Source organism: Bartonella sp. AP280QHHD (assembly GCF_042196125.1).
Lineage (GTDB): Bacteria > Pseudomonadota > Alphaproteobacteria > Rhizobiales > Rhizobiaceae > Bartonella.
In genome coordinates, this window is sequence record NZ_JBHIPQ010000038.1 from 12591 (window position 1) to 25411 (window position 12821).

Below are 12821 nucleotides of genomic sequence, written 5' to 3' on the forward strand. Positions count from 1 at the left end.
TCTGCTCAAAAGAGCATTTTTAATATTTTCACACATTCCACTTTTTATTGACGAAATTCATCTGTTGTTTTTTACCTTCATCTTTATTTTTAGATTCAAGCTATTTCCTTTTTATCATTGTCTCCCCATCAATTAAACCAGCGGCCATGGGATCAACAACAAGAAAACCAGAATCCATACAAATTTCTGGTACTGCCGCCTTACTAAAGGGAATAAGAACTCTTTTACCTGTATTCAAACGTATTTCAAGCAAATCACCAGCCCCGAAATTAAAAAAACCACACACTTCACCTAAGATTTTCCCCCCACAATCTTGGACACACAAGCCTATTAAATCGACTTGATAAAACTCATCCTCCATCAAATCATCAATTAATTGATCACGCGTCACATAAAGGCGAATCCCTTTTAAAGACTCAGCCGCATTACGATTTTCTACCCCTTTAAAACGTACAATCGCCTTATTTTTTTGTATGCGAAGAGTTACAATTTCATAAGAACGCCCCATATCATCATAAAGAGTGCTGTAAAACTTGAAACGCTGTGGCTCAGCACTTAGAATTTTAACAAAAACATCTCCTTTTATACCATGAGGCATACCAATAATGGCAAGATAGACTTTATTTTTAAGCTTTTCTTTATTATACTTCATGCAAAAATATTATCTCTCAAAAATGAACCCTTCAATCTTATAGTTTTCTATTCAATCTTGTTGCCATATGAGACAATCTTCTAAAAGACCTTTCTTGGTAACAAAAAACAAATTAATAAAGGAGAAAGTCTTATGGCAAATATTATGCTATTTTACAAAGATATCACACCAATCAACAAAATTTCCCATAAAAATCTAAAATTTGCTCCTCCAACTGATATGTCTTTTGCCAAGGATACTCATTGGGTTCCTTTAGCAAGTACTGAATATTTTCAAGCAGCGCTAGACTATCCTATTTTATTTATGTGCGCCGAAGATGAACAAAAAAAACGGCACTACACATCCGCAGCTCTTGTCGGTCTTTCTAATGACGAAAATGACTATATCGCTTCTGATAAAAGTTGGAAAAACAATACTTATGTTCCAGCTTTTGTCCGTCGCTATCCTTTTGTTTTGGCACAAATTAGCAATGAAAAAGAACTTTCTGTCTGCTTTGATCAACAGTCCGGTATGTTTAATGAAGTTGCAGGAACAGAACTTTTTAATTCCGATGGCTCTATTTCTCCTTTTATGGAAGAACGTATTCGCTTTCTTGAAAGTTTTAAAATCGCTATGGAGAAAACCTCTGAGTTTATTGATGCTCTTGTAGAAATGGATCTTCTAAGCCAAAAATCCATCAATGTGAAAAACGATAAAGGTCTCTCAGCGCAATTGGAACATTTTTGGGTTGTTGATGAAGAAAAATTGAATAAATTATCAGCAAGCCAACTTGCCAAACTTCATAAAAATGGCTTTTTAGGATTAATTTTTGCGCATTTGATGTCAACACACAATCTTGTGAAAATACTCTCTCTCAAAGGTGAAAAGCAACTTATCAATCGTGAAGAGCAACCCCAAAACAAGAATGGTCATTCTAACGATGAAAAATCTAAAAAGAAAGAAACTCTCAACTAGATAATGCCTATCAAAAACGACAAGAGAAAAGATGAAAATATTCCTCTTATTCCAGCAGACCATGCAATTTTAAAAGCAAGGAAAAATTGGTTAGAGTGTCTTACCCAAACACGTCGTATGTCAGCACAAACAGTGCAAGCCTATGAACGTGATACGCGGCAATTTTTGTCTTTTCTCTGTCAGCACTTAAATCATACACCAACCCTTACAGATCTTTCTCATTTACGCATCAGTGACTTGCGTGCTTATCTTGCTTATCGGCGTACAAACAATGTAAGTGCGCGCTCTTTAAGCCGAGGGGTGGCAGGCATCCGTTCTTTTTTCAAATACTTATCACGTGAAGGAATCGTCAATGTTCCCGCGGCTCAACTTATCCGAAGCCCCAAACACCCCAAATTGCTCCCAAAACCTTTAGCGATAAAATCAGCACTTCACATAGTCAAACAAGAAAATCAACTGGAAAATGAACCTTGGATTAGCGCTCGTAATGCTGCTGTCCTCATGCTTCTTTATGGCTGTGGAATGCGAATATCAGAAGCCTTAAGCCTCACACCAGAACAATTTTCTGATCCTAAAAAAACAAGTTTATTTATAACAGGAAAAGGCGGCAAAACACGCCTTGTTCCCCTCATAAAAATTGTTTACGAAGCCGTACAAAATTATCTTCAATGCTGCCCATATCCTTTATTGGATAACCAACCCATATTTCGTGGTGCGCGGGGTGGTCCCCTACAGCCTGCCATTATTCAAAAAGCTGTCCGTAATTTACGTGCAAGCCTTGGTTTACCAGAAACTGCAACGCCTCATACACTGCGCCATTCTTTTGCCACCCATCTTTTATCACGGGGGGGAGATTTGCGCACGATTCAAGAACTTCTTGGGCACGCTAGTCTTTCCACCACACAAATCTATACCCACGTCGATACAGACCATTTGTTAAAAATCTATCAAAAGGCCCATCCCCGTTCCTAAAAACGTCTCATCAAAAAATTAGAGTGTTTCAACCTCAAGTGCCAAAGCATGAACACAAGTAGCTAACTCTTCTTGTAAAACTTTATAAATCGCTCGATGTATTTCTACGCGTGTCATATTAGAAAAAGAAGAAGATAAAATTTTCACTCGAAAATGTGTTTCTCCTTTACCATCAAAAGCATGTTCATTATGAGGATGCCCCTCATGAAGATGACTTTCGTTAATCACTTCAAGCTTTTGCGGATGAAAAGCATCCTGAAGCTTTCTCTGAATTATTGTTTCTATAAACATTTTTCATTCCTCAAACAAAATAAACGTGCAAAAATACACCTTTTTCATAATAGAATAAGTGTGAAAACAAATTTTTCAAAAGTCAATTCTTGTAAAATTAATCAATTTTGCATAAACCAATAATATGACAATAACATCTAAATTATTCGATTCAATTCGCATAAGCTCAAATAAAAAACAAAAAGCTGAGCCAGAAGCACAACAGTGTCAGTGGGAAGGTTGTGAAAAAACAGGGTCCCATAAAGCACCAGCAGGTCGAAATCACGAAGGACAATATTTATATTTTTGTATTGAACACGTACGCGCCTATAATAAAAATTTTAATTACTTCTCTGGTCTTAGCAATAAAGATATCGCAAAATTTCAAAAGGATGCTCTCACAGGACATCGTCCGACATGGCCTACAGATCTGAGCAATGGTACATCGAAAAAAACAGCCGCGAATTATGCAAAGATTCGCTCTGGAACAGCTGCCTATCAAAATCGCATGCGCGATCCCTTCACGCTTTTTACTGGGCAGCATTCAAACAATAAGTTCTCACGAAAATTAAAGCCCTTAGAAGCAAAAGCTTTTGATACACTGGGACTACAGGCAAACGCTTCAGCAGAAGACATCAAAATGAAATATAAAGAGTTGGTAAAAAAGCACCATCCTGATTCCAATGGTGGTAATCGTGCTTCAGAAGAGCGCTTTCGTGATGTTTTACATGCTTACAATTTGCTAAAAAAGTCTGGTTTGTGCTGAAAACATGCGCTTATATGAGTCTATTTTCATTTAGACCATCATTATTTGCGCAAAATGTTACTTTTTTTGCAAAACATTATAGAATACGTAAAAAAATCTTTCTTCAATATCTAAGGCTCTCATTATAGAGCATTGCATAAATACTTTAACTCTTGTATCGTTTCTAATGAATAAATAGCGTCCTCTCCCTTCCAGAAACATAATGACAAATCTTACCGTTGAAAATTTGCCCGATATTACACTTTGTGCTCGCGATCTATTTCATATTGAAACAGATCTGAAAGTCCCTGCTTTTAGCACAAAAAGTCCCCATGTTCCTGATATCGATCCTGATTATCTTTTTGATCAGCAAACAACTTTAGCGATTCTCGCAGGTTTTACCTTTAACCGCCGTGTAATGGTTTCTGGCTATCACGGTACAGGGAAATCAACGCATATTGAACAAGTTGCTGCACGTCTTAACTGGCCTTGTCTTCGCATTAATCTCGATAGTCATGTAAGTCGTATCGATCTTGTAGGAAAAGATGCTATCGTTTTAAAAGATGGCTTACAAATCACTGAATTTAAAGAGGGCATTTTGCCATGGGCTTATCAAAATAATATTGCTCTTGTTTTCGACGAATATGATGCGGGGCGTCCCGATGTTATGTTTGTCATCCAACGCGTTCTTGAAACCTCTGGAAAACTAAGCTTACTTGATCAAAGCCGTGTCATCTCTCCACACCCAGCATTTCGTCTTTTTGCAACGGCAAACACCATTGGTCTTGGTGATACAACCGGTCTCTATCATGGTACCCAACAGATCAATCAAGCTCAAATGGACCGCTGGTCTATTGTTACGATACTCAATTATTTACCCCATGATAAAGAGGTTAATATCATTTGTTCAAAGGTCAAATCTTTTCAAACGGCTGAGGGAAAAAAGACAATTTCACAAATGGTTCATGTTGCTGATATGGTACGCCAATCTTTTATCAATGGAGATCTTTCAACTGTCATGAGTCCACGTACCGTCATTACTTGGGCAGAAAATACAACAATTTTTCAAGATGTCGGCTTTGCCTTCCGATTAACCTTTCTCAATAAATGTGATGAACTCGAACGTGCCACTGTTGCAGAATTTTATCAACGCGCCTTTGGACAAGAGCTTCCCGAATCACTCATTCATGGTGTTTCGCCTTAAGGAATCTGTCACTCATGGCTACCGATATTGGCGACAACAAAAATCCGGCAAAAGATTCTTCCAACAACACTCTTAATGCTGAAGCTTTTAAAAAAGCACTTTCCACCTGTATGCGTGCGATTGCAGGCACAAACAACCTTGAAGTTTCCTTTAGTCATAACCGACCATCTTTAAGCGAAAGTTGCGCGCGTTTACCAGAATTACCTCAATACGCAACAAATAAAGACATCACTATTACCCGCGGACTAGGTGATTCCATGGCTCTGCGCAAAGCATGGCATGACAACCGCATTCACATGCAATTTTCTCCACTAGAATCAGAAGCACGTGCTGTCTTTGATGCCCTCGAACAAACACGTGTTGAAGCAATTGGTACTTTAGCCATGGAGGGACTTGCAAAAAATCTTGATGTCATGCTCGCCGATAAATACAAAAGAGCCCATTATCATAAAATTAGCAACCAAAGTGAAGCCCCCATCCAAGAAGCGATTGCACTTTTATTGCGTGAAAAAATAACAAAGCGCGCAGCTCCAAGAGAAGCGGGTTCTGTCTTAGAATTGTGGCGTAAAGAACTCGAACAAAAAGCAGCATCACAACTCAATGAACTCCCACATCATATTTACAACCAACAAGCTTTTGCACAGATTGTTCGCCAAATGCTTGTTACACTCAAAATGACAGTGCAACAAGCTGAAGCTTCTAACAGTGAAAACAATAAAAAATTAAAAAATGCGTGTGAACCTCAAGACCAAAGAGAAGAAGAGAGTAAAAACAAAAAACACGCTCAAAGTGAAGAACAAACCAGCACTGAACAAGAAAGTGATGTGCAAGACGACGGAAAAACACAAGCGACACAATCAAACAACAATGATCAAGCTGACGGCGAGCAAAAAAATGGACCTTGGCAAGAAAAGCCGAGCAAACCCAAACACCTTTTTTCTGATTCGGAACAAATGCAAAGACTTGGCAATTATAAAATCTTCACCCGTCAATTTGATGAAATTTTGGAAGCAACAGATTTTTGTTCTGAAAACGAGTTAGATCACTTACGCCGTTATCTTGATAAGCAAATCAATCATCTGCAAAACATCGTTGGACGTTTAGCAAACCGTCTCCAGCGCCGCTTGATGGCGCAACAAAATCGCAACTGGAACTTTGACCTTGAAGAAGGATATCTTGATACAACACGGCTTCCACGTCTAATTATTGACCCCATGCAACCCCTTTCTTTTAAAATGGAAAGCAACACCCAATTTCGGGACACAGTTGTTTCACTCCTCATTGATAATTCTGGCTCAATGCGCGGACGCCCCATTAGCGTTGCTGCAAGTTGTGCTGATATTTTGGCACAAACTCTTGAACGTTGTGGTGTCAAAGTTGAAATTTTAGGTTTTACCACCAAAACTTGGAAAGGGGGAAAATCGCGCGAACAATGGCTTACCCAAAACAAACTCCATAATCCTGGACGCCTCAATGATTTATGCCATATCATCTATAAAAGTGCTGATACCCCATGGCGTCGCGCACGACGCAATTTAGGTTTAATGATGCAAGAAGGATTATTAAAAGAAAATATCGACGGAGAAGCTTTAATTTGGGCTCATCAACGCCTTTTATCACGGCGTGAACAACGTCGTATCCTCATGGTCATTTCTGATGGCGCTCCTGTTGACGATTCGACACTATCGGTCAACTCCAGCAATTATTTAGAAAAACACTTACGCGCAGTGATTCAAGAAATCCAAACACACTCCCCTATTGAACTCATTGCCATTGGAATTGGTCATGACGTCACACGTTATTACCAACGTGCTGTAACAATTATGAATGCTGAAGAACTTGCCGACGCCATAACAAAACAATTAGAAATACTTTTTAGTGATAAAAGAACTCATATTCATAAGAAATAAACCTGCCTTGAATCAGCAACGATTACATTTAAAAAATTATTTCTATCATTAAACCATTGGAATTTGATGGCTAACAACCTGAGAAGATAATCCCACAAATTGAATATCGAATTTTAAAGAAGCTTCTACTTTACTGGATGCATTATGAGCTCTAAAAGAAATGCTCCAACCATCTTCAAAAATTGTAATGAGTTTGTTTTTACTTTCTGGTTATATTGCGACTGATAAAGTTTTGCTTAGAACTTTCCATTTACGACCATATCCCAGAGTACCATTCAAATTCAAAGACTGAATAATCACCCATTTTTGTCTCGATCTTGTGTTATTTCATTATATTGAAATACACGTATATAGAAAAATATCTCCACTAGACATAGCTCTAAAATGCTGCTCTCACAGAAAATATAATACCTAAACTTTCACCTTCAGTAATACAAAAAGATAAAAGTTGTATTTATTATACGAAAAAAAAGAGGATATTTTAAACACTAAGAATTTCTTTATAAAAGAATCGGCATAAATGGATTCATAGCAATTTTTCGGCAAAAATTGCTAAAGCAAGCGAAAGCCAACCTGTCCCCTAACCTTCCCAAAACAGTACTCACCACGGGTGATCTATCAACATAAGCTCCCATCTCATGGATAAAAGAAAAAATCTTTACTCACATAAAATATAAGAAAAACACGAAAAAAAATATTACTTCATTCACGAAAAAGAACACACCATTATATATCTTATCCGCACTCCTACATTCTTCCTTGCTTCCAAGCTTATTTCACAACAGCGCCCATATATGGCATAATGCAAAATCCAGAATCATCCTTTACTTTACAAGCTACAAGCCAAAAGCAGAATCCTACTTTCAAGTTTCCAATGTTTTTAAGATAAATCAATATACTTTCAGCGCCTAATATTGCACTTTTATTGCATTAAAGCTCTTCATAAGAAGTATTTCTTTCTCAAATGACGTTGTCCGCACGCCAATTCCTCTTATAACATAGGCAAGCAAATGATTTTTATTAACTCAATATAAGAGTATTTAAAACGCGTAAAATTTTATGATATTGGGCTCTTTCACTCAAATGAAAAATATAAGTTATCATTTTAAATCAATCTATTAATAAACATCAGTTGCAATTTCTGTCACATTGAATCATTTGTAAAAGCATATTTAGCCCCTTCTCAAACAAATGACTTTATCTTTTCCTCACAAGAGAATTTTGAAATAAAAAAGCGTTTTGTGTTGGAGTTCTTACTTAAGTTGGTAAATGATAAAGTATCCATTATAACTAACGTGTCACACCAAGCATAGCGTACAATTTTCTTGGCTTCAGGAAAACAAAAAGACAAAAATCCTTATTTGTGACAAACAAAAGAGGAATCATCTTTTGAATGACATTGATAAAGAGGAAGCTTTACGATGTTAAGAATTGTCCCATAAGGAATCAACATCAACAGACTCATAATAATTTTTACCGAAAAATCACCAAAAGCAAGCGATAGCCAAACTGGCATGCCTATCCCTCCCAAAACAGTACTCTCCACCAGTGAACTATCTGCATACCCTGTTATCTTATCAAAAACAGCAAACGAGCTAGAAAAAGCAAGAGCAAAAAACAGCACTGTATCCAAAGCTGAACCAACCAACGCTGCTGCTAAAGGTGCTTTCCACCATGTTTTACGTCGCAAAGGAGTAAAAACCACAATATCAAGGAGTTGCCCAAATAAAAATGCAAAACTAGAAGCAAGTGCAAGCCGTGGTGTCGCCAATATCCAAGAAACAAAGACACCCGTAAAAAAACCAGCATAAACCACACGCCGCGCAGCAGATGGACCATAAAAACGATTGGTCAAATCATTGATTAGAAAAGCAAATGGATAGGTAAAAGCCCCGTAAGTCAACAGCTCATTCAAATCAAACCAATAGACAGGATATTGAACTAAAATATTAGAAGCCGTGACAGCAAGGCACATTGCAAAAATAGAAAAAACAACATACCTTTTCTTTTGCTGTTCTAATAAAAGACCGCTTGAAGACATTTTTTTTAACCTGGGATATGGAACCAATAAAATGAAACGATCAACCTGCAAAAAACTTAACTTCTAGAACAGAAAACCGAAATCAAAGCATTAATAAACCAAAAAGAATGGCGCTAACAATTATGCTGCCTGTTCAGCCTTTTGCTCACCTTCTTGCTCAGCTTTTTTCTTAATGATTTGGCGTTTTAGCAAACGCGCACGTTGCGACAACTCTTTATCGTCTGCTTTAATCAAAAAACCATCAAGACCACCGCGGTGCTCAACAGAACGCAATGCATTTGCTGAAATACGCAAGCGATAACTTTGCTGTAACACCTCTGAAATCAATGTCACATTGCAAAGATTTGGTAAAAAACGACGCCGAGTCTTATTATTCGCATGGCTAACATTATTACCATACAGAACCGTCTTCCCTGTCAATTCACATGCACGAGACATAAACTTCACCCTTAAACTCTAAGAAACTTTCAAATCCCCATACCCAAAGGACACAATGAACGCAAAACACGCGCAATGCAACCTTGAACGGGCATCATTGGGAAGTTTCTTTCTAATAGGGGGTCGACAACAAAAGGTCAAGTCTTTTATAAAACCTTTTTCATCTCTTGTTGGCTCATTTTTCATCTTTTTCCTCAATAAGGCGTGCAAATTCTGCCAAAAAGCGTACAAAATGTTTCTTTTAATATATACCATGTTAGAATAAAAGCCTATTGTCCCGAAAGGAAGCACAAATCATGAGCAAAAAAGACCCCCCCATGACAAAGCTTCAGGGAAATTCTTGCCGTTTTTCTTCTTTTTTATTTGGAACTTTATGTATTTGTTTTTTTCTTCTCTTCAGTGCATTAGGTATATGGCAAGTACAACGGTTAAACTGGAAAACAAATCTTATCACCAGTACCAATCAGCGCATTCATTTACCCCCCATAAAAGCCCCTCCAAAAAATCAATGGTCAGATGTTACTTTTGAAAAATATGAATATCAACCTGTTATTATCACAGGAAAATTTTTAACAGATAAAAATATTTTAGTCACTGCTGCCGCTCAAAATACTACAGGCTATTGGGTTTTGACTCCCTTACAAACTGCTGATAATATACTGATCTTTATCAACCGTGGCTTTATCCCTATGGATGAACGTAACAATTTTCAAAACACAGAGCAATCGCATACAAATGCCTTATCTCAGCAAAATTCTACCACGGACACAGAACAAACAACGATTATAGGTTTATTACGCATGAGTGAAAAAAATGGATTTTTCCCGCGTAAAAATAATCCTGACAAAAATTTATGGTATACGCGCGATCTCCCCGCTATGGCACAAAAACTTGGTTTGTCCACTGTTGCCCCTTATTTCATTGATGCCAGAAAAACATCTCCACAAGCAAAACTTCCCGTCGTTGGTCTTACGATTATCCATTTTCGAAATAATCATCTCGTTTATGCAATCACGTGGTTTATTTTAGCTGCTGGTGTGTTAGGAGGTTTTCTTTTTCTGCTACGGCAAAAAAACTAAAAAAATACCTCTTCCATCTCAAGTAACAAAAATTTTTAGAATCTTGAAAACTGATAAAGAGAATAAAATCTACCAACTTGCGCCTTTGTTAAATAAAGATCATAGGCATACAATAGATCTTTATACCATCCACAAAAGATTTACGCGACACTCTTTAAAAAATCATCATAAAACGAGGGTTTATTCATTAAAAATGTAATGCCCAAAAATGTGAAGCAATGCATTATCTCCACTCTATAAAAAATTCACTCTTAAAAAACATTGTCATAAACGCTTTTGAAAAATATAAAGTTAAATTTAAAAATGATAGGAAAGATGAGCACTCATTTTTGCCTTTATAATTTTATATTCTTGCTTCATTAGATTATTTCCCATTTCAGAGATTACTCCAATTGATATACGCAATACTTTCGCCTTCATCTAGTATAAAGGCTAATATAGCAGAGAACATACGGATGCATTTTTTGTTTCAAAACTGCTATGAAGATGAGATATTGAGTTATAAGCAACAAAAAAATATTTAATGTCTCAATGAGACTTTTATACCTATCACCACACCTCAAATGAGAGGTTTTTACAGGATAATAGAAAAAGGTGAATCATCCTATATTCTAAAAAGACAGTTTATCCTTTCAGTGTATTTTGCTAAAGGCTTATGCTATAAACGTATAAGCGTGTTTTACTAGAATTTTAACTCTTTCATTTTTAAGGCTTCTGTTATGGGTGTTGTTGCCAAAAATTTTCCCATACCTGATCTTCATCGGGTTCGTCGTGTTCTCTTTTCTGTGTCTGATAAAACGGGTGTGGTTGCTTTTGCACAAGCCCTTCATGCTACTTACAATGTTGAATTAATTTCAACAGGAGGAACAGCAAAAACCCTCATAGCAGCTGGTTTACCCGTAAAAGATGTTGCTGAAGTTACCGGATTTCCTGAAATAATGGATGGGCGTGTAAAAACACTCCATCCTTTGATTCATGGTGCTTTGTTAGGGGTAAGAGAAGATCCTAACCATAGGGAAGCTATGGAAAAGAACAGCATTCATGGAATTGATCTTTTAGTGGTGAATCTTTACCCTTTTGAAGAGACGATCCTTTCGGGAGCTGATGGGCAAACGACTCTTGAAAATATTGATATCGGTGGACCGGCGATGATTCGCGCTGCGGCAAAAAATTATGCTTATACCGGTGTTGTAACAGCGATAAAAGATTATGATTCGATTCTAGCTGAATTAAAGCAGCATAATGGATGTTTAAGCTTATCTATGCGTCATCAGCTAGCAATGCGCGCTTATGCACACACCGCTGCCTATGATACGGCAATAGCATCGTGGTTTGCACGGGATTTAAAAATTGAAACTCCATCATGGCAGAGTTTTTCCGGTCATCTTGAAAGTGTTATGCGCTATGGGGAAAATCCACATCAACAGGCAGCATTTTATCGCAATAATGAAAAACGTTTTGGTATTGCAACAGCAAAACTTTTACAAGGCAAAGCGCTTTCTTATAACAATCTGAATGATACAGATGCAGCCTTTGAACTTGTGGCAGAATTTGATCCGCAAAAAACCGCTGCTGTCGCTCTTATTAAACATGCCAATCCTTGTGGTGTTGCGGAAGGAGAAAATTTGAAAGACGCTTATTTGAAAGCTCTTATGTGTGATAATGTATCGGCATTTGGTGGAATTGTTGCTTTAAATCAAACCCTTGATGAGGAATGTGCTGAAGAAATTGTTAAAATTTTCACAGAAGTGATTATTGCTCCTGATGCCACAATGGCGGCACGTGAAATTATTGCCAAGAAAAAAAATCTTCGTTTGCTCATTACAGGTGGAGTTCCTGATCCACGCTGTGGAGGACTTCTTGCGAAAACACTTGCAGGAGGCATTTTAGTACAATCACGTGATAACGTGGTAGTCGATGATCTTAAATTGCAAGTAGTGACAAAGCGGGCACCAACTCAAGATGAAATGCGTGATCTTCAATTTGCTTTTCGTGTAGCAAAGCACGTTAAATCAAATGCTATTGTGTACGCGAAAAATAGCGCAACAGTTGGAATTGGAGCCGGACAAATGAGCCGCATCGATTCAGCAAAAATTGCTGCAAGTAAAGCAGCAGAAAGTGCGCAAAGAGCAGGCTTAACAGAAACTCTCACAAAAGGATCTGTTGTTGCATCAGATGCATTTTTTCCTTTTGCTGATGGTTTATTAGCAGCAGCTGAAGCAGGAGCAACAGCAGTTATTCAACCAGGAGGCTCCATGCGTGATGAAGAAGTTATCGCCGCTGCTGATGCACAGGGGTTAGCGATGGTTTTTACAGGAACACGTCACTTCCGCCATTAATAATTTTGCTGCTTTTCTTTTCGTATGAGACAAATGTTTCAAGGAATTTTTCATAATTATCGTATGACTATTGATAACTGTTGAAATGGAAGCAGTTATTCAATCCAAAGAAGCTACACGTGAAGAAGTTTATCACCGCAGAAAATGCACATAATTTAGCCATTGGTTAGGGATAAGATGTTCTTGTTGATATTTTTAATGGTTACCCTTTCGCATG

General features: G+C 37.5%; 11 protein-coding genes and 1 pseudogene. 7 read left to right on the plus strand and 5 right to left on the minus strand.

What is annotated here, in order from left to right:
• Positions 1–100 precede the first annotated feature (100 nt).
• Positions 101–652: a ribosome maturation factor RimM gene (rimM, locus tag ACFIMK_RS05030; RefSeq protein WP_375645284.1), complete on the minus strand. Its 552-nt coding sequence runs from the start codon at positions 650–652 to the stop codon at positions 101–103.
• A 132-nt stretch (positions 653–784) separates the two neighbouring features.
• Between rimM and ACFIMK_RS05035 the strand changes: the two genes are divergently transcribed.
• Both ACFIMK_RS05035 and ACFIMK_RS05040 read left to right on the plus strand, forming a co-directional pair.
• Positions 785–1606 (plus strand): SapC family protein, encoded by an 822-nt coding sequence (locus tag ACFIMK_RS05035; protein ID WP_375612242.1) that lies wholly within the window; start codon positions 785–787, stop codon positions 1604–1606.
• A 3-nt stretch (positions 1607–1609) separates the two neighbouring features.
• Positions 1610–2578, plus strand: a complete 969-nt coding sequence (locus ACFIMK_RS05040) for a tyrosine recombinase XerC (protein ID WP_375682859.1) — start codon at positions 1610–1612, stop codon at positions 2576–2578.
• Between the two features lie 18 nt (positions 2579–2596).
• Here the strand turns inward: ACFIMK_RS05040 and ACFIMK_RS05045 are convergent, their stop codons facing one another.
• Positions 2597–2869 carry a BolA family protein gene (locus ACFIMK_RS05045; protein ID WP_375612716.1) on the minus strand — a complete coding sequence of 91 codons (273 nt, stop codon included), beginning with the start codon at positions 2867–2869 and terminating at the stop codon, positions 2597–2599.
• Between the two features lie 124 nt (positions 2870–2993).
• Here ACFIMK_RS05045 and ACFIMK_RS05050 point away from each other — a divergent pair, with 124 nt between their 5' ends.
• The 3 genes from ACFIMK_RS05050 (at position 2994) to cobT (ending at position 6707) form a co-directional block, all read left to right on the plus strand.
• A complete protein-coding gene (locus ACFIMK_RS05050; RefSeq protein ID WP_375612239.1) occupies positions 2994–3614 on the plus strand; it encodes a J domain-containing protein in 621 nt (206 codons plus the stop codon).
• Positions 3615–3816: 202 nt separating this feature from the next.
• A complete protein-coding gene (gene cobS, locus ACFIMK_RS05055; protein WP_375612717.1) occupies positions 3817–4797 on the plus strand; it encodes a cobaltochelatase subunit CobS in 981 nt (326 codons plus the stop codon).
• 14 nt (positions 4798–4811) lie between these two features.
• A complete protein-coding gene (gene cobT, locus ACFIMK_RS05060; RefSeq protein WP_375628610.1) occupies positions 4812–6707 on the plus strand; it encodes a cobaltochelatase subunit CobT in 1896 nt (631 codons plus the stop codon).
• A gap of 48 nt (positions 6708–6755) precedes the next feature.
• Here the strand turns inward: cobT and ACFIMK_RS05065 are convergent.
• The 3 genes and pseudogenes from ACFIMK_RS05065 to rpmB form a co-directional block, all read right to left on the minus strand.
• Positions 6756–6902 (minus strand): annotated as a pseudogene (locus ACFIMK_RS05065) (HaeIII family restriction endonuclease); the annotation flags it as partial.
• 1162 nt (positions 6903–8064) lie between these two features.
• Positions 8065–8748, minus strand: coding sequence for a VUT family protein (locus ACFIMK_RS05070; RefSeq protein WP_375612236.1), 684 nt, complete (start codon positions 8746–8748; stop codon positions 8065–8067).
• Positions 8749–8868: 120 nt separating this feature from the next.
• A complete protein-coding gene (gene rpmB, locus ACFIMK_RS05075) occupies positions 8869–9186 on the minus strand; it encodes a 50S ribosomal protein L28 (RefSeq protein WP_375612235.1) in 318 nt (105 codons plus the stop codon).
• Between the two features lie 296 nt (positions 9187–9482).
• On the opposite strand from rpmB, the gene ACFIMK_RS05080 reads away from it, so the two are divergent.
• Positions 9483–10265, plus strand: coding sequence for an SURF1 family protein (locus ACFIMK_RS05080; protein ID WP_375612234.1), 783 nt, complete (start codon positions 9483–9485; stop codon positions 10263–10265).
• 719 nt (positions 10266–10984) lie between these two features.
• Positions 10985–12604 (plus strand): bifunctional phosphoribosylaminoimidazolecarboxamide formyltransferase/IMP cyclohydrolase, encoded by a 1620-nt coding sequence (gene purH / locus ACFIMK_RS05085; RefSeq protein ID WP_375638442.1) that lies wholly within the window; start codon positions 10985–10987, stop codon positions 12602–12604.
• Positions 12605–12821 lie beyond the last annotated feature (217 nt).